At 73.9% G+C, this 18,471-nt stretch carries 13 protein-coding genes; 7 read left to right on the plus strand and 6 right to left on the minus strand.

Annotated elements, in window-relative coordinates; translation table 11 throughout:
* Positions 1-270: 270 nt before the first annotated feature.
* A complete protein-coding gene (locus NDW01_RS29585) occupies positions 271-1,953 on the minus strand; it encodes a hypothetical protein (protein ID WP_252827503.1) in 1,683 nt (560 codons plus the stop codon).
* Positions 1,954-2,199: 246 nt separating this feature from the next.
* The gene (locus NDW01_RS29590; protein WP_252827504.1) at positions 2,200-3,222 is read right to left on the minus strand and encodes a DNA polymerase IV; all 1,023 of its coding nucleotides are present in this window, start codon (positions 3,220-3,222) and stop codon (positions 2,200-2,202) included.
* Between the two features lie 288 nt (positions 3,223-3,510).
* Here NDW01_RS29590 and NDW01_RS29595 point away from each other — a divergent pair, with 288 nt between their 5' ends.
* Positions 3,511-5,907, plus strand: coding sequence for an MFS transporter (locus NDW01_RS29595; RefSeq protein WP_252827505.1), 2,397 nt, complete (start codon positions 3,511-3,513; stop codon positions 5,905-5,907).
* Positions 5,904-6,731, plus strand: a complete 828-nt coding sequence (locus NDW01_RS29600; protein ID WP_252827506.1) for a YceI family protein — start codon at positions 5,904-5,906, stop codon at positions 6,729-6,731. Before NDW01_RS29595 ends, NDW01_RS29600 begins: the two co-directional genes overlap by 4 nt.
* Before the next feature lie 85 nt (positions 6,732-6,816).
* On the opposite strand, the gene NDW01_RS29605 is transcribed toward NDW01_RS29600, so the two are convergent.
* Positions 6,817-8,796 (minus strand): putative Ig domain-containing protein, encoded by a 1,980-nt coding sequence (locus NDW01_RS29605; protein ID WP_252827507.1) that lies wholly within the window; start codon positions 8,794-8,796, stop codon positions 6,817-6,819.
* Between the two features lie 196 nt (positions 8,797-8,992).
* Between NDW01_RS29605 and NDW01_RS29610 the strand changes: the two genes are divergently transcribed.
* A complete protein-coding gene (locus NDW01_RS29610) occupies positions 8,993-9,907 on the plus strand; it encodes a Gfo/Idh/MocA family protein (RefSeq protein WP_252827508.1) in 915 nt (304 codons plus the stop codon).
* 18 nt (positions 9,908-9,925) lie between these two features.
* On the opposite strand, the gene uppS is transcribed toward NDW01_RS29610, so the two are convergent.
* Complete coding sequence (gene uppS, locus NDW01_RS29615) at positions 9,926-10,696, minus strand: polyprenyl diphosphate synthase (RefSeq protein WP_252827509.1); 771 nt, start codon at positions 10,694-10,696, stop codon at positions 9,926-9,928.
* Between the two features lie 82 nt (positions 10,697-10,778).
* Between uppS and NDW01_RS29620 the strand changes: the two genes are divergently transcribed.
* From NDW01_RS29620 to NDW01_RS29635, 4 genes are all read left to right on the plus strand, one after another.
* Positions 10,779-11,096, plus strand: coding sequence for a PadR family transcriptional regulator (locus tag NDW01_RS29620; protein ID WP_252827510.1), 318 nt, complete (start codon positions 10,779-10,781; stop codon positions 11,094-11,096).
* 2 nt (positions 11,097-11,098) lie between these two features.
* Complete coding sequence (locus NDW01_RS29625) at positions 11,099-12,124, plus strand: permease prefix domain 1-containing protein (RefSeq protein WP_252827511.1); 1,026 nt, start codon at positions 11,099-11,101, stop codon at positions 12,122-12,124.
* 143 nt (positions 12,125-12,267) lie between these two features.
* Positions 12,268-13,050: an ABC transporter ATP-binding protein gene (locus tag NDW01_RS29630; protein WP_252827512.1), complete on the plus strand. Its 783-nt coding sequence runs from the start codon at positions 12,268-12,270 to the stop codon at positions 13,048-13,050.
* Positions 13,047-15,578, plus strand: coding sequence for an FtsX-like permease family protein (locus tag NDW01_RS29635; protein ID WP_252827513.1), 2,532 nt, complete (start codon positions 13,047-13,049; stop codon positions 15,576-15,578). The genes NDW01_RS29630 and NDW01_RS29635 overlap by 4 nt, the downstream gene beginning before the upstream one ends.
* A 27-nt stretch (positions 15,579-15,605) precedes the next feature.
* On the opposite strand, the gene NDW01_RS29640 is transcribed toward NDW01_RS29635, so the two are convergent.
* A complete protein-coding gene (locus NDW01_RS29640; RefSeq protein WP_252827514.1) occupies positions 15,606-16,466 on the minus strand; it encodes an aldo/keto reductase in 861 nt (286 codons plus the stop codon).
* 148 nt (positions 16,467-16,614) lie between these two features.
* On the minus strand, positions 16,615-18,399 hold the full coding sequence (locus NDW01_RS29645) for a discoidin domain-containing protein (RefSeq protein WP_252827515.1): 1,785 nt from the start codon (positions 18,397-18,399) through the stop codon (positions 16,615-16,617).
* Positions 18,400-18,471: the final 72 nt, after the last annotated feature.

Consider the following 18,471-nt stretch of genomic DNA (forward strand, 5'->3'; position numbering starts at 1 on the left):
CCCGGACGGCCTCCACCCGCGGCGTCCCCTGCGGGGGCGCCAAGTTCGTGCCCGAAGTTCTTTGCCGAGCCGGGACCGCACCCGACGCAGACGGCACCCGACGCGGACGGCACCCGACGCAGACGGCACCCGACGCAGACGGCACCCGACGCGGACGGCACCCGACGCGGACGGCACCCGACGCGGACGGCACCCGACGCGGACGGCGCGTGACGCGGGCCGCATGCGACGCGGACGGCGCGTGACGCGGGCTCCGCGCGGTCGCCGGGCTCAGCCGCCGGACGTCGCCGGGTGGGGCGACTCGGCGAAGGCGCACTCCGGATGGGTGTCGCGGTCGATGATGTTGCGGACGGTGGCGTGGACGCGGACCGGGCCGGGGCGCAGCGCCGTCACCTGGAACCAGCCGTCGGGCGTGGTCGTGAGGCAGGCCGCGCCGCCGTCGGCGACGCCCCACATGTCGTTGGCATGGATGCGGACCGTCTCGGTGCCGGCCGTCGGGAAGTCCAGGATGAACGACGAGACCTCGAGGGTGCGCAGCGTGGCGGGGCCCGAGGCGAGCGGGACCGCGTCGGCCACCTCCCAGACCTTCCAGTGCGCGTCGTGCCAGACCTCGTGCAGGTAGGAGGGCGGGTCGGCGAGCAGCGCGGCCTCGGAGAGGCCGCCCCGGTCGAGCGGGACGTCGGGCAGCGCGACCAGGCCGACGGCGTTGGCGTTCAGCCAGGCGCGGTAGCCCTCCGCGGTCAGCGGCCGGTAGAGCGCGGGGGAGTAGCGAAGGTCGAGCTGCCGCTCCCAGCCGCGCGCCATGGGGAACCGCTGGGCGAGGAACACGGTCTCCCAGTGCTCACGGGTGAACGGGACCTCGAGCCGGCCCGCCGCCGGTCTCCGGGTGGCCAGGAACGACTGCAGGCCCGTGTAGTACGAGGCGTTGGACGACGGGTCCCCGGCCGAGTTGGCCAGGGCGGTCGCCACGGGCACCAGTTGCCAGCTGAGCAGCGGCACGATCAGCAGCGCCAGCACCAGCCGCTGGCCGTAGCGGAGCAACAGGTAGCCGGCCGCCGGCAGCGCGAGCGTGCTGCCCAGGCGGGCGATGTTCGCTCCGACCGGGTTGGGCACCACGAACAGCGCGGCGCTGAGGCCACCGTAGATCACCGCGAAGCGGCGGATGAGAGTGCTGCTCCGCGGGGTGACGGCCAGGGTCAGGGCGCTGAACAGCAGGACGCCGAGGAGGTTGACCAGGGGGAACGGGAACCGGCCGCTGCCGCCCCCGGTGACGAAGGACACGAGCATGCCCAGGGCGGCCGAGCCGAGGGGGGCGACCCGCCGCCAGCCCGCCTGGGGGGCCCAGCTGAGGCCGGCCAGCAGCAGGAACAACCCGGCGAGTGGACTCGACAGCGACGAGCAGGCGGCCATCATGAGCACCAGCAGCGGCAGGCCTTCGATCGCGGCGAGCAGCGCGGCCAGCCCGAAGGCCAGCCCGAGGGCGAAGGGCAGCTGGCCGATGATCAGCTCGCCGACGATGCCGATGGCGAGCGCCAGGCGGAAGAAGATCTGCGCGCTGTCGCGCGGGCCGGGCAGGAGCCTGCAGGCCGCCCAGGTGATCACGGTGCAGGAGATCAGGCCGGTGATCCGCGCTCCCAGGACCGCGGCGATGGGCGGGAACAGGACGCTGTAGCCCGGCAGGCTGTGCCCGTCGTACCACTGGTTGTTGAACGCCACCAGACCCGCGGTGCGCGCCACCCAGGTCCGGAAGTACTGCGCCGGCAGATCCGGGCCCCGAAGGTTGAGGGCGATGACGAGAGCGCCGAGCAGCAGCGTCACCGTCCACGGGTGACGCACCGGCGCGGCGAGGCACCGGCGAATCCACGACGCGCCCCCGGCCGGCGAGGGTAGGGTGTCCACGAGGCCGAGGTCCTGGCCGGTCGCATGCGGGTCGCCGCTCGGACGCGGACGCATGGATGTCTTCACTGCTCTCCCTTCTGTACCGGGCTCAGCCGCGCCCGCTCACTGCCCCATCCTTCACCACCGACGCCGCAGGTCCCGGCGTCGGCCCTCCGTCCGGCACGCCCCGATCCTGCCGTATCGCGCCGCCGGGAGGAGCGGATCATCCCGCTCCCCGGCGTGTTCCGCTTCCTCCGGCCCCGTTTCGGCCGGAACGGTTTCCTTGGGCGGTCAGGCCGGAATCACGGCCGTCCGGCCGGTTCAGCGGGAGAACTCGGCCCGGACGCCGAGCAGGCGCACGGGCCGCCGAGCGGTGAAGTGGCCGAGGGCGGCCAGGGCCGCCTGCTCGATGGCCTCCGCGTCCACGGTCGGCGTGGGGATCGTACGCCCGCGGGTGCGGGTCGTGAACGGCGCGTACCGCACCTTCACGACGACGCGGACGGCGGGCCGCCCTTCGGCGGCGATCTCCTCCGCCACCCGCCTGGCGAGGCCGGCCACCTCATCGCGCACCCGGTCCCAGCCGTCCAGGTCGCGCTGGTAGGTCGTCTCGCGACCGTGCGAGCGCGCGACGTACGGCGCGTCCGTCACGGGGGAGTGGTCCTCGCCGAGGGCGAGGCGGATGAGCCACGGGCCGGTGGCGGGCCCGAATCGGGCCGCCAGGACGGCCGGGTCGGCGGCGGCGAGGTCCCGCACGGTGCGGACGCCCAGCGCGGCGAGCCGCCCCGCGGTCCGGCGGCCGATGCCCCACAGCACGTCGGTCGGCCGGTCGCCGAGCACGTCGGGCCAGTCGCCGGAGGTCAGCCGGAAGACGCCGCCCGGTTTGCCGAAGCCGGTCGCCATCTTCGCCTGCAGCTTGTTGTGCCCGATGCCGACCGTGCACTCCAACCCGGTCGCCTCCCGTACGCGGGCGCGGATCCGCCGGGCGACGTCCTCGGGGTCGTCGCCGGTCACCGCCAGGAACGCCTCGTCCCACCCCAGCACCTCGACGACGGCGTCGAACTCCCGGAGCGTCGCCATCACCCGCGCCGAGAACTCTTCGTACACGGCGCGGTCGACCGGCAGGAAGACCGCCTCGGGACAGCGCCGCGCCGCCGTGCGCAGGGGCAGTCCGGAGTGCACACCGAAGGATCGCGCCTCGTACGACGCGGTGCTGACCACGCCCCGCTTGGTCGGGTCGCCGTCGCCGCCGACGACGACCGGCCGCCCGCGAAGCTCCGGCCGGCGCAGCATCTCCACCGCGGCCAGGAACTGGTCGAGGTCGACGTGCAGCACCCATGGACCCACACCCCATCTTCGCTCCGGCGCCGGAGCGGGCGCGCACCCCCCTCTCGCCGGGTGGGCGGCCCGGTACGGCGTCGGTCGGTTCAGTCGGTCACGGGCTGATAAGGCCGGATGCGGTCTTTATCCCTCCTAAGCGGTGATGTACCCTCAGTGCCGGAACAGATACACAATGTGAGATCGTTCCGGGGCGACCAAGGGGGGTGGAGACGTTCGACCATGCCTCTCCACGCCCGGTCCCACGATCTCCCCTCGCCGGCAGGCCCGCCCGACACCACTAGGAGACCTCTCCTCATGTCGACGACCGCCTCGACTCTCGTTCCCCGTCGCTGGATCGCCCTGATCTTCATCGCGCTCGCCCAGCTGATGGTCGTCCTGGACGCGACCATCGTGAACATCGCGCTCCCGTCGGCGCAGCGGGCGCTGAACATCTCGGACGCGAACCGGCAGTGGATCATCACCGCCTACACGCTCGCGTTCGGCGGGCTGCTGCTGTTCGGCGGCCGGGTCGGCGACCTGATCGGCCGCAAGCGCGCCTTCCTCATCGGCCTGATCGGTTTCGCGGGCGCGTCGGCCGTCGGCGGCGCCGCGGTCGACGAGGGCATGCTGCTGGGCGCCCGCGCGCTGCAGGGCGCGTTCGGCGCGCTGCTGGCGCCGTCGGCGTTATCACTGCTGGCGGTCACGTTCACCGTCGCGAAGGAGCGGGCGAAGGCGTTCGGCATCTACGGCGCGATCGCCGGCGGCGGCGCCGCGATCGGCCTGATCCTCGGCGGTCTGCTCACCGAGTACCTGAACTGGCGCTGGGCGCTGTACGTCAACGTGCCGATCGCCGTCGTCGGGCTCGTCGGCGCGCTGGCGTTCGTCCGCGACCCCGCCCCGCACGAAGGCGCGCGCCTCGACGTCCCCGGCGTCATCCTCGTCACGGGCGGGCTGGTCGCGCTGGTGTACGGCTTCACCCGCGCCGAGTCGGAGGGATGGAGCGAACGCGGCGTCATCGGCCTGCTGGCCGGGGCGGGCGTGCTGATCGTGGCGTTCGTCGTGGTCGAGGCGGTGACGAGGGCACCGCTGCTGCCCCTGCGCGTCGTCCTCGACCGCAACCGCGCCGGCGCCTACCTCGCGGTCGGCCTGTCGGTGATCGGCATGTTCGGCCTGTTCCTGTTCATGACGTACTACCTGCAGACGGTCAGGCACTACTCGCCGGTCCGGACCGGCCTGGCGTTCCTGCCGCTCACCGCCGGGATGATCGTCGGTTCGACGCAGATCTCCGCACGGCTGATGAACCACGTACCGGCGCGCCTGCTGATGGTCCCCGGCCTGCTCGTCGCGGAGGGCGGCATCGCGCTGCTGCTGCGCATCCGGGTCGACAGCGGCTACGCGGGTGTGGTGCTGCCCTCACAGGTCCTGCTCGGCATCGGGCTGGGCGCGACGATGATGCCCGCCATGAACCTGGCGACCCTCGGGGTGGACCTACGGGACGCCGGCATCGCCTCCGCGATGGTCAACACCTCCCAGCAGGTCGGCGGCACGCTCGGCACCGCGCTGCTCAACACGGTCGGCACCACCGCGGCGACGGGCTACATCGCGGCGCACGCCACCGGCCGTCCCACGCCGGCGCTGGCCGCCGCCGGGCTCGTGCACGGCTTCCAGGTCGCCCTCTGGTGGGCGATGGGCGCCATCGGCCTGGCGGCGGTCATCGTCGCGACGCTGATCACCCGCAGGGGCGAGCCGCGCGCGCCGGCGCCTGTCCGGGCGGCCCGGGACCTCCCGCGTGAGACGCGTGGCGCCGAGGCGGAGCCGCCCCGTGAGCTCGCCGCCGTGGGGACGTACGCCGAAGCGCCGTGGGAGGACGGACCGCAGGGCGAGACGCGCCTGGCGTACGCCCCGGTGGCGTCCGCCGGGGGGTACGGCGGGCCCGGCGGCGCGCGGGTCCGGGGCCGGGTGCGCGGCGCCGAGGGCGGGCCGGTCACCGGCGCCGCGCTCACTCTCATCGATCTCGGCGGACGCCAGGTCGACCGGGCCGTGACCGGTCCCGACGGCGGGTACGCGCTGCGCGCGCCGGGCGGCGGCCCGTACATGCTGATCACGGCGGCCGACGGGCACCAGCCGCGGGCGGCCACCGTCGTCCTCGGCGACGACCTCGTCGACCACGACGTGACGCTGTCCGGCACCGCGAGCCTCTCGGGCGTCGTACGCGCCGCGGCGACCGGCGGGCCGGTCGCCGGTGCGGTGGTCGTGGTGACGGACGCCCACGGCGAGGTGATCGGCTCGGCCGGGACCGGCGACGACGGGGGGTTCGTCTTCGACGACCTGGCCGCGGGCACGTGCGTCGTGGCGGTGAGCGCGGGCGGCCACCGGCCGGCGGCGCTCACCGTGGAGGTCGGGGCGGGCGGCACCACGCGGTGCGAGGTCGAGCTGCCCGCCGGTGCGCGGGTGCACGGCACCGTACGCGCCGGCAGTGCCGACCTCCTGCTGGCCGACGCCCGGGTCACGCTCGTGGACGCAGCCGGCAACGTGGTCGCCACGGCCACCACCGGCCCCGACGGCGCGTACGCCTTCGAGGACCTCGACCCCGGCCCGTACACCGTGATCGCCACCGGGTATCCGCCGGTCGCCATGGCGGTCGAGGCGGGCGAGAACGGCTCGGAGCCGTTCGGTCTGACCTTGCGCCATCCCACCGAGGAGCAGGCATGACGGACGACGAGGGCCTGCGGGCACGGGTCCGCACCACGGACGGCTGGGCGGTGCCGCACGCGGTCGTCACGGTCGCCGACATGACCGGCCGCCAGGTCTGCCGCGCCGAGGCGGACTCCGAGGGCGTGGTCCGCACCGAGCCGCTGCCGGCCGGCCGCTACACCGCCATCGTCACGGCCATCGGGTACGCCCCGTCCGCCTCGACCGCGCGCGTCGGCGCGGCGGGAGCCGCCGAGCTCGGCACGGTCCTCCTGGACCGCCAGGCCGGCACGGACCTGCCACCGCCCGGACCGTGGTCGATCGACCCGGCCCACTCCAGCATCCTGGTCAGCGTCCGGCACCTGGGTCTGTCGAGCATTCACGGGCGCTTCGGCGAGTTCGGCGGCCGCATCGACCTCGGCGTGCCCGTCGAGAGCTCCCGCGTCGATGCGGAGATCAAGGCCGCCTCGATCGACACCGCCAACTCCCTGCGCGACGAGCACCTGCGGGGCGGTGACTTCCTCGACGTCGAGCGGTTCCCGGTCATCACCTACGCCGGTACGCGCGTCGTCCCGGCCGGCGGCGACCGTTGGACCGTGCACGGGGAGCTGACGCTGAAGGGGGTACGCCGCCCGGTGGAGCTGGACCTGACCTACCTCGGCACCGGCCCGGACCTGTGGGGCGGCGTCCGCGCCGCCTTCCGCGCCAGCACGGAGCTGCGCCGTGAGGACTTCGCGATGACCTACAACCAGGTCCTGGCGGCCGGGATCGGCGCCATCGGCACGACGCTCCGCGTGGTCCTGGACGTCCAGGCGGTGCGCGGCACGTCGCCGCCTCCGGCGTGAGGGGCGGCACCCGCCGAGCGGCGGCGCGCCGGCGAAGGGGAGGGGCCCCGCGCGTCGGACGCGCGGGGCCCGGACGGATGGATGGTCAGGACGCGTTGACGGCGACGTCGTCGATCGTGAAGCTCGTCTGCAGCGACGAGTCCTCGGTGCCGCTGAACGACAGCGTCACGGTCTGCCCGGCGTAGGACGACACGTCGAACGTGCGCTGGGTGTACCCGGACGCGGCGTTGGCGTTGCTGTAGGTGGCCAGGGTCGTGCTGCCGATCTTGACCGTCAGCTTGTCGTAGGCGGTGCTGCCGGACTCGCTCGTGTCGATGTGCAGCCAGAAGCTGAGCGAGGCGCTGCAGCCGGACGGGATCGTCACCGACTGGGTGGCGCTGTCGGTGTGGGTGGTGCCGTACCCGTCGAGCCAGGCGAAGTAGGTGCCGGAGTGCGCGGACTCACCGCTGCCGTTCGCGGAGACGACGCCGGAGGTCGTCGTCCACGGTGCGGTGCCGCTCTCGAAGCCGCCGTTGCTCACCTTGTTGCCCGGCGAGGAGCACCCGCCGCCGACCGTGTTGACGGTCCAGGTGAAGGACGCCGACCCGGAGGCCCCGGTCGAGTCCTTGGCGGTGACGGTGACGTTCGAGGTGCCCGCCGCGGTCGGCGTCCCGGAGATCAGGCCGGTGGAGGAGTTGATCGACAGTCCGGCGGGCAGGCCCGCCGCGCTGTAGGTCAGCGTCTGGCCCGACGCGGAGTCCGTCGCGTGGATCTGCAGGCTCACCGCCGTGCCGACCGTGCTCGTCTGGTTCCCCGGGCTGGTCACCGTGACGGTGTTGCCGCCGGTGGAGCCGCCCTGGAAGGCCGTCGCCCCGTTCGGGGTGCCCAGCCCGGTCGGCCCGTCGTATCCGGAGGTGGCGGTGCACAGGTAGGACGGGCTGCACGAGCCGTTGCTGCCCGACGTGACGTCGTTCAGCGCGCTCGTGTGAGCGTACGGATAGGACGCCGGGTACGTCCCGGACGCCGGCGACCCGCCCAGCGCGTAGACGCCGGCGATGATCGGCGCGGAGGCGCTGGTGCCGCCGACGACGAGCCACCCGCCGGTCTGGTAGCTGTCGTAGACGGCGAGGCCGGTGTTCGGGTCGGCGACGGCCGAGACGTCCGCCACGGTCCGCTTCGAACAGCCGGAGTCCTTCTGCCAGGACGGCTTCGGGTCGTAGGAGGAGCAGCCCGAGCCCGCGCCGGACCAGGCCGACTCGGTCCAGCCACGGGAGTTCGACGCCCGGGACAGCGAGGTTCCGCCGACCGCGGTGACGTACTGCGACGCCGCCGGGTACTCGGTGCCGTATCCGTTGTCGCCCGACGACACGGTGATCGCGACGCCCGGGTGGTTGAAGTACGACGAGTCGCTGCTCGTGTCGGTGCTGTCCTCGTTGCCGCCGTAGCTGTTCGACACGAACTTGGCGCCGAGACTCACCGCGGTGTTCACCGCGGTGCCCAGGTCGGCCATGCTCGGCTGAGTGGCTTCGACGAGCAGGATGTGGCAGTTCGGGCAGATCGCCGACACCATGTCCAGGTCGAGGGACTCCTCTTCGGCCCAGCCGGAGTCGGCGGAGGGGAGGGAGGTGCCGCCGGTCTCGTTGACCTTCTTGAAGCAGCCGTTCGCCGTGGTGCAGGCGGGCAGCCCGTACTGGGAGCGGTAGGTCGCCAGGTCGGACGCGGCGTTCGGGTCGTCGTAGGCGTCGACGATCGCGACCGTCTGCCCGGATCCGGCCGAGGAGGACGGCAGGGCGTACGCGCTCTGCAGGTCGGACGGGCCGAAGCCGGACGGCGCCAAATTCGGCTGGATTCCCTGGCGCGCGGTCACGTCGGTGCGCACGAGGCTGAGGCAGGCCATCTGGCCGCGGCGGGTCGGCTCGGCGCACGCCCGCTTCACCGGGGAGACGTGGTGCGGTCCCGCCGACACGGCCGGGGCGGCGTTCGCCGGCGTGGTCGTGGCGGTGAGGACGGCGAGGGGCAGGGTGAGCGCGGCGACGAGGGTGAGTGCGGCGCGCCACAGACGACGAGCTCGGGTGGGGGGTGACATCCTTGCTCCCTTTCTGGCGGGAGGCCGGGGGTGCGGTGGGGTCGACCGCTTCCGGCCCGTTGCACCACGATTGGTGGTGCTGCGCGGAACATAGGTATTCGTCACGTTCGGGTCAATGCGGCTTTACGCTCTCTTGACGAACGCTGTCCGGTTTCGGACGCGGAGAGCCTGAGGGCTACCGAGCGGTAGGGGAAGGGTGAGAGGGTTGCGGATCGGACTTCTGGGGACCGGCCCGTGGGCGGAGCTCACGTACGCTCCGGCTCTGCGGGGCCATGCGCAGGTGGACTTCACCGGAGTCTGGGGCCGTCGGCCCGAGGCGGCCGGTGCGCTCGCCGAGCGCTTCGGAACCCGCCCGTACGCGGACGTGGACGCCCTGATCACGGACACCGACGCGATCGCGATCGCGCTCCCGCCCGCCGTCCAGGCGCCGCTCGCCGTACGCGCTGCCCGCGCCGGCCGTCACCTGCTGCTGGACAAGCCGCTGGCGATCGACGTGGCCGACGCGCGCGCCGTCGTCGCCGCGGTGCGGGAGACGGGTGTCGCCTCGGCGGTGTTCTTCACCTCCCGTTTCGCCGACGGGGCGCGTCAGTGGATCACCGAGCAGTCCCGGCGCGGCGGCTGGTTCACCGCGCATGCCGCGTGGATCGGCGCGCTGGACGGCGGCCCGTTCGCGGACTCGCCGTGGCGGCGCGAGAAGGGAGCGCTGTGGGACGTCGGCCCGCACGCCCTGTCCGTGCTGCTCCCCGTGCTCGGCGACGTACGCCGGGTGGCCGCGGCGACGACCGGCCCCGGCGACACCGTCCACCTCGTCCTGCGACATGACGGCGGCGCGTCGAGCACCGCCACCCTGACCCTGACCGCGCCGGAGGCGGCCACCGGATCGACGGTCGAACTGCGCGGCGGCCACGGCGTCACCGTGATGCCCCCGAACGGCGACACGCCGGTGGCCGCGCTCGGCCGCATGATCGACACGGTGCTCGAGTCGGCGCGCACCGGCCGCCCGCACGACTGCGACGCGGCGTTCGGCCTGCGCGTCGTCGAGATCCTGGCCGAGGCCGCCCGGCGGCTCTCACCGGACACCACGGATGCCGGCCGGACGCCTCGCGGCTGAACGCGCCGGGCCGCGCGTTCAGCCGCCGTACCGGCGCCGGCGGGTGGCGTAACTGCGCAGGGCGCGAAGGAAGTCGATCTCGCGGAACGCGGGCCAGGTGGCCTCGCAGAAGTACAGCTCCGAATAGGCGCTCTGCCAGAGCAGGAAGTTCGACATGCGCTGTTCGCCGCTGGTGCGGATGATCAGATCCGGATCGGGACGCCCGGCGGTGTAGAGGTGCCGCGCGATGTCGTTCACGGTCAGCGCCGCCGCCACCTCCCGCAGAGAGTCGCCGGCCTCGGCGCGCTCGTACAGATGGTCGCGCAGCGCGTCGGTGACCTCCTGCCGGCCGCCGTACCCCACGGCCAGGGTGACGTGAGCGCCGGTGGTGCAGGCGCGGGTCGCCTCGACGGCGTCCTTCAGGGCGCGGGCGGTGCTGTCGGGCAGCGCGTCGAGCAGGCCGGCGACGTGGACCTGCCAGCGGGCGTCCTCGCGGGCGAGACGCTCGGCGGCCATCCGCTCGATCACCCGCATGAGGAAGGCGATCTCGGCGTCGCCGCGGCGCTGCAGGTTCTCGGTCGAGCAGAGGAAGACGGTGACGTGCCGGATCCCGATGGTCTCGCACCAGGCCAGGACGTTCTCGGCGTGCGCGGCGCCGTGCTCGTGCCCGAGGCTCGGATCGTCCAGGCCGGCCCGCCGAGCCCAGCGGCGGTTGCCGTCCATGATCAGGCCGACGTGCTCGGGGAGCGGGCCGCCGGCCACCTGCCGGCGTAGGCGGCGGGCGTACAGGGCGTGGACGAGACCGGTCATCGGGCACCTTCCGTTCGCTGACGGCCACTTCGGAGCCGCGGCGGGTTGATACCTAGGCAGTCTATGCCTAGGATCTCTTGGTATGGATGCCGTACGTGGACACCTTGACGGGCTGGTGCTGGCGGTGCTCGCCACCGGCCCGGCGCACGGGTACCGGCTGATCGACCTGCTCCGAGAGCGCAGCGGCGGCTTCTTCGAGCTGCCCGAGGGGTCGGTCTACCCGGCACTGCACCGCCTGGAGCGGGCGGGCCTGATCGAGAGCGGCTGGTCGGCGGAGGAGGGCCGCCGCCGCCGCGTCTACGCGCTCACCGCCGGCGGCCGGCGGGCCGTCGACGAACGGCGCCGCGAGTGGCGGTCGTTCTCCGCGGCGGTCGACGCGATCTTCGGAACGGGGGCCTGAGGATGCGCGACCCGATGCGGGACTTCCTCGACGAGATGCTGACCGTCCTGCGTGTCGGCACCGGGCGCCGGCGCCGCATCGCCGCCGAGGTCTCGGACCACCTGACCGACCTGATCGAGGAGGAGCGGCACCGCGGGGCCCGGCCCGAGGAGGCGGCCGAGCGCGCCGTGGCGCGCTTCGGCGACCCCCGCGCCCTCGCCGCCGAGTTCAACGCCGACCTCGCACGGCACTCACTGGGCCGCGCCGCGTGGGCGCTGACCGGCTGCGTCACGGTGGCGTTCGCGGCGGCGGGCCTTCCGCTCAACGGCGCGCCGCCGGCGCGCCCCTGGCCGTCGCCGGCGGTGTTCTACGCCGTTCCCGAACTGCTGGTGCAGCTCGCGATCGTCTGTGGCCTCAACGCCCTGTTCCTCACGGTCGTGGCGCCTCGGTTGCGCGGTGCCGCGCTCGCCGGGCGGCCGGCGGCGCTGGCCGGGCGCAACCTCGCCGCGGCCACCCTCGCGCTGATCCCGGTGGCGGTGGTGGCCGCCGGGAACCTCACGGGCTCCGTGCCGTTCGCCGAGCGCCTCCCGCTCGCCGTGCTGACGGTCGGCTTCCCACTCGCCGGCTGCGCGGCGCTGCGGGCCGCCGGGCGGGCGTCCTGGCTGGCGTCGCCCCGGGACGACGAGAACGTCCTGGACGTGATCGCCGCGGTCTGCCACGCGTCGGCCGGCCGCGTGCCGTACGCGGACCTGGTGCTCCGGACCGTCTCGAGCGGGTGGCGAGCGGCCTGCCGCCGGGCGCCTCGGCTCATGCGCTGGCTCGACCTTCGCCACCACCCCTGGCAGGCCGCGGCGACCGTGTCGGTGGCCGCCGGCATCGGGCTGAAGACTCCGGACCTGCTCATCGGCGACCTCGACCCCCTTGCGGCCGTCATCGAGGCGGCCACGGTCTACACCTGCTTCGCCGCGCTCGGCGGCCTCCTCGGCCTGCGCGGCGGCCGGGCGGACGACCGGTCCGAGCCCGAGCACGCGCCGCTCGTCACCACCTGAGCATCCCCGACCATCCCCGCCCGTGCGGGCCGACCACGTGCGCGCCGGTCCGCACGGGCGGGCCATACGCCTCCGTCCCACCGGCGGGCCGGCCATGTGCGCGCCGGTCCGCGGGACGGGCCATGCCGAAAATCAGGAGAACCATGCCCGGCTCTGTCTCACCGACCGTCACGACCGCCGCGGCCATCAGCGCGGTCGGGCTGTCCCGCCGCTACGGCGAGGGGCCCACCGCGGTCCACGCGCTCCGGGAGGTGGACCTCACGGTCCCGGCGAACTCCTTCACCGCCATCATGGGACCGTCGGGCTCCGGGAAGTCGACGCTCCTGCACTGCCTGTCCGGGCTCGACACCGCCACCGGCGGGCAGGTCTTCCACGACGACATCGAGATCACCCGCATGAGCGAGCGGGAGCTGACCCGGCTCCGCCGCGAGCGCGTGGGGTTCGTGTTCCAGGAGTTCAACCTGCTCCCGACACTGACCGCGCGGGAGAACGTCCTGCTGCCCCTGCAACTCGCCGGGCGGCGCCCCGATCCGGGCCTGCTGGAGACCGTCATCGGCCTGCTCGGGCTGGCCGAACGCCTCGATCACCGCCCGGCCGAGCTGTCCGGCGGCCAGATCCAGCGGGTCGCCGTCGCCCGGGCGCTGGTCACCGAGCCGCGGGTCGTCTTCGCCGACGAGCCGACCGGCAACCTGGACCGGCGTTCGGGGACGGAACTGCTGCGCCTGCTGCGCCGGTGCGTGGGCGAACTCGGCCAGACCGTCGTCATGGTCACCCACGACCCGGCCGCCGCGGCGTACGCCGATCGAGTGCTGTTCCTCGCCGACGGCCGGTTCGCGGGCGACCTGGCCGACCCGACGCTGCCGGCGATCCTCGACCGGCTGGACGCGCTGGAGGACGACCTCGGCGAGAACGGAGCGGAGCGGTGAGAGGCCTCGTCACGGTGCTGCGGCGGGGGCTCGCCGCGCGCCGGGTCCGTACCGCCACGACGGCGATCGCGATCGCGGCCGCGGTGGCGTTCCTGTCCGGGACGTACGTGCTCACCGACACCATCGACGCGGGCGTACACCGTTCCGCCGCCGAGGCCACCGGCGGGGTGTCCGCGATCGTGACCGAGGCGGGCGGATTCGGCGGGTCGCTGTTCGGCGGCACGACGACGATCCATCCCGGCCTGGTGGCGAAGGTGCGAGGCGTGCCCGGGGTGAGCGCCGCGGAGGGCGTCGCGGTCGGCTACGCCATGCCGCTCGACCGGCGCGGCCACGCCGTCTCCTCCTCCGCCGCCATCGGTGTCTCCGCGCCCGCCGACCCGAGGCTGCGTCAGTTCGCGCTGCGCGACGGGCACTGGCCGCGCGGCGCGGACGAGGTCGCCGTCGACGCCACCACGGCGGGGACGCTGCATCTCGCCCCGGGGCGCACGCTGCGCGTCGCCCTGGCGGGCGGCGCGCGGACGTTCACCATCAGCGGCGTCGTCGGGTTCGGCTCCGCCGGGACCATCGCCGGGGTGAGCGTCGTCGCCTTCACCCCCGAGGCCGCGCCCGGGCTGCTCGGCACCGGCGGGAGGTACGCCGCCGTCGCGGCGGCCGGCGAGGCGGGGGTTCCGGCCGCCGCGCTCGCCCGCCGGATCAAGGCGGCGGTGGGCGCCGCCTACACCGTACGGACGGGTTCGCAGCAGGCCGACCGGCTGGCCGGCGACATCTCCGGCGCGGCCTCGGTGATCGGCGCGATCCTCGGCGCCTTCGCCGTGATCGCCCTCATCGTCGCGACCCTGCTGATCGCCAACACGTTCACGATCACCGTCGCCCAGCGCACGCGGGAACTCGCCCTGCTGCGCTGCGTCGGGGCGAGCCGGGGCCAGACGGCCCGGCTCGTGATCCTCGAGGCCGTTTCGATCGGGCTGGCCGGTGGCGTCGCCGGCCTGTTCGGGGGGATCGGGCTGGCCGCCGGCCTGCGCGCCTCCCTCGGCGCCCTGGGGCTGCCGCTGCCCGCCGCGGCGCCGGTCCTGCGGACGCACACCGTCGTGGCGTCGCTGATCGTCGGTGTCGGCGTGAGCGTGGTCGCGGCGGGCGCCGCCGCGCTCCGGGCGTCCCGCTCGCGTCCCCTGGCCGCGCTGTCCGCCGGCCTGACGGCCACGGGCACCCGCCCGCCCGGATGGACGCGCCGGATCGTCGCGACGGGCGTTCTCCTGGCGGGGGCGCTCCTGCTCGTCACGACCTCGGCGCGGGGGTCTGTCGCGCTCGGCGCGCTGGCGCTCCTCGTGGGCGCGGGACTGGCCGGGCCCATGCTGGTACGCCCGCTCACCGCTCCGGCACGCCGCCTGCTGCCGGTCGCCGCGGGCGTCTGCGGACGCCTGGCCGGCCGGCAGATGCTCCGCGACCCGCGCCGGGTCGCCGGCACCGGGGGAACGCTCGCCGTCGCGGTCGCCACCGTCTCCATCGTCGCCACGCTCGCGGCGACCACGACCTCCAGCCGCGCGCTCGACGTACGGCGCTCGCTGCGGGCCGACTACGTCCTCAGCACCACCCCGGGAACGGGCGCCGGGCTGGACCCGGCGCTGACCGGCCGGATCGAGCGATCACCCGGTGTGAGTGCGGCCGCCGGGATGCCCTGTGGCATCTTCCGGGCGCCCGGCGACTCCGACAAACTGTGCGGCATCGACCCGAAGGCCTATCCGCGGCTCGTCGATCCTCATGCGAGCGCGGGCAGCATGGCCGACCTGGGGCCGGGGACCATGGCGGTCAGCGCCGTCGTGGCCGGACGCCTCGGCTGGCGCCTCGGCCAGACGATCCCCATCACCTTCCCGGTCGGCGGCACCCGGCCGACGCGCATCGTCGCCCTGTACGACTACGAGGAGGTCGCCGGCGCCTACCTCATCCCCCTCTCCGACTACGCCGGGCACTACCCGCCCGACCAGCAGGCCGACCAGACGATCCTCGTCCGTGCCGCCGACGGGGCCCGGCGGCAGGTCCGCGCCGAACTCACCGCGCTGCGCGCCGACTACCCGCAGGCGATCCTCGACGACAGGGCCGGCTACGGCCACCGGGCCGCCGCGGGCATCGATCTGCTCGCCACCATGATGACCGGCCTGCTGGCCCTGAGTCTCCTCATCGGCCTGATCACCGTCGCCGTCGCACTGGCCCTGAGCGTCCTGGAGCGCACCCGTGAGATCGGGCTGCTCCGGGCCGTCGGCGCCGAGGCCCGCCAGATCCGCGTCATCATCCGCGCCGAAGCGCTCGCGACCGTCGTCACCGGATCGCTCACCGGAGTGGCGCTGGGACTTGCGATCGGCTGGCCGCTCGCCCGCGCCCTGAACGGGCGCGTCCTCGGCCCGCCCGGCGTCCCCGTCCCGCTCCTGGCGGTGGTCCTGCCCGCGGCGGTGGTCGCGGGGCTCCTCGCCGCCGCCGTCCCCGCACGGCGCGCCGCCCGCCTGAACGTCCTCACCGCCCTGCGCGCCGAGTAGCCACGGCCGCTTCCGGGCCGCGCCGGGTCAGACGAACAGCGGCTCGGCCCGGGAGCGCTCGACCAGCGCGTCCATCGCGGCGTCGCCGGGCGCCTCGCCGAAGCGGGCGGCGGCGTCGAGGACCCGGGGGAGCAGCTCCACGTCGCCGACGCTGTTGACGAAGACCCCGGGCCGGCTGAGCGCCCACCAGACGGCGAGGTCGATGTCGTCCTGCCGCTCGAGCGGTTCGTACCAGGTCGACCGGGTGTGCGGGCGGCCCATCCAGGGCCGCAGCGCGATCGACTTGATCGTCTGCATCGCCACCCGCCGCTCCTGGCAGGTCCGGTAGAGGGCCTCGAAGTTGCCGGCGTAGTAGGGATTGCGCATGGTGACGTAGTTGTAGGGCAGCAGGACCGAGTCGAAGTCGAACCGCTCCAGGCTCCGCCGGTGGGTGGCCGCGATCTGCGTGCCGTGGCCGGTCACGCCGATCCACCGCACGAGTCCCTCCTCGCGGGCCGCGAGCGCCGCCTCGATCGCCCCGCCGGGGCTGAGGGCGACGTCCCACTCGATCGGGTCGGCCAGGGCGTGCAGCTGCCACAGGTCGACGTGGTCCACGCCGAGACGGTCCAGCGACCGGTGAAGCTCTTCGCGGGCACCGGACGCCGTACGCTCGCCGGTCTTGGTCGCCAGGAAGAACCGGTCCGGCTCCCGCCGGAGGAGCGGGCGGAGGCGCACCTCGGCCTCGCCGTAGGAGGCGGCCACGTCGATGTGGTTCACGCCGTGCTCGATGAGGACGTCCAGGGTCTGGTCCGCGACGCTCTGGGACACCGCGGCCAGTGCCGCGGCTCCGAAGATCACACGCGTGCTGGCGTGGCCGGTACGCCCGAACTCCGCCGTCTCGATCGGCATCTGCGACCCCTTCCGATCCAGGCGGGTGTCCCGCTCCGATGCCTCATCGGGGGAACGGCCCGCGCGGTGACGTCCACGCTACCGCGCGGGCCACATCGGCCTCACCGGCCCCGGACCCACATCATCACGTCGGCCCGGGGCCCGGCGGTCAGGTGCCGTAGACCTGGAGTTCCCAGAGCGAATAGCCCCACTGGGTCGCCCGCTGGGTGCCGTACACGCGGACGTAGCGGCCTGATCCGGTGACGTCGAGGGTCTGGACGCCTCCGGTTCCGCCGGTGGTGGAGTAGACGGTGGTCCAGGTGTTCGCGTCGGCCGAGGTCTGGATCTGGAAGGCCGTGGCGTAGGCGGTCTCCCAGTTCAGGGTGACCCGGCAGACGGACCGGGTGCCGCCGAGGTCGACCTGGAGCCACTGGGGGTCGCTGAAGGCCGAGGACCACCGCGTGCCCGTGTTCCCGTCGACCGCGTTCGACGCCGGGAAGGCCGTCGACTCGGTCGACGACGGGGTGGCCGTCCTGCCCTGGGCGAGGTTCGTCGTGGAGCAGCCGCCGCCGGTGCCGCCGGACGGCGTGGTCCACTGCTGTTGCGCCGAGCCGGTGCAGGTCTCGATGTCGAGCCGCGCGCCGGTGTTGCCGCCGGGGTCGGTCAGGCACAGGCCGGAGTTGGGATTGACCAGTTCGCCGTTGGCCTGACGTTTCCAGACCTGGGCGTTCGTGCCGTTGCAGGGATACCAGTCGACGTTGGTGCCGCTCGTGGTCCCGGCGCTGACCACGTCGAGGCAGCCGCCCTGCACCCGCAGCGTGTCGTCGCTGTAGGTCGACCAGGACTGTCCCGCGCCGCCGTTGCACGCGGCGACGCCCATCGGGTTCCCCTCGGTGTTCAGCGCGTTCTGGTTCGTCAGGCACAGGCCGTTCAAGCCCTTGACCGTCCCCGTCGCCGTGGCGGTCGCGGTGGGGGTGGAGTTGCCGCCCTGCTCGTAGACGGCCACGTAGGAGACGCTCATCGAGGCGCCGGACGTGGTCGCGGAGGTCGGCGTCGTGCAGCCGCAGACCCCGTCGGGGTAGTTCCCGCCCATCGCCAGGTCCCAGATGATGAAGAACCCGTGGTCGATGGCCTGCTGCCAGGCGGTGACGCCGACCGAGGCCTCGGTGATGGTGCTCTCGACCGTGCCGTCCATCAGGAACTGCAGCGTCTCGGCGCTGGTGTCGGTGCGATCGATGATCACCGAGTAGGTGTGGTAGCCGGTCTGGCAGGTCGAACTCGTGTCCGGGCAGGCGATGAGGGCGTGCCCGGGGCTGTTCGCGGAGTCGTGCAGGGTCTGCGAGGCCTGGTTGAGGCCGTTGACGTCCTCCATCATGTCGATCTCACCGGAGGTGGGCCAGCCGCCGCCGGCGCGCATCGGCGAGCCCAGCGCCCAGAACGCGGGCCAGTAGCCCAGTCCGGCGGCGGGGTTCGGCTGCTGGATGGACGCCGTCATCTCCAGCTTGCCGCCGGGCGGCGCCTGGAAGTCCTCGCGGGTGCTCTCCAGGCGCGCCGAGGTCCAGGTGCTGCCGTTCTTGACGGCCTTGAGCACCAGGTGGCCGTTGCCGTCCAGGGAGGAGTTGGCGGTGGAGCTGGTGGTCTGCTCGCTCTCGCCGGTGCCGTAGCCGGTGCCGATGTCGTAGAACCAGTTCGCCGACGAGGGCGGCGACCCGGCGGGCCCGGCGAAGTCGTCACTGAACACGGTCGTCCAGCCGGATGGGGGCGGAGGCACCGTACCGGCGTGCGCCGCGGGAACGCCGACGACGGTGGTGGTCATGACCGCGCTCAGGCAGGCGCCGAGGAGCGCGATGACGAGCAGGAGCGCATGGTGCCCGTGCGACCGTGAGGAGCGCCGGGCGCGCCCTCTCCGGGGAAGCGCGATCCGAAGGGGTGGCGGGACGGGTTCGGGTGACATCGGGATCTCCTGAGAGCGAAGCGGGGGAGCTCCTCAGGGAGCGCTGTACGAGCCGTACACTCACCTCATTCG

The organism is Actinoallomurus soli, from assembly GCF_024055715.1.
GTDB classification, from domain to species: domain Bacteria; phylum Actinomycetota; class Actinomycetes; order Streptosporangiales; family Streptosporangiaceae; genus Actinoallomurus; species Actinoallomurus soli.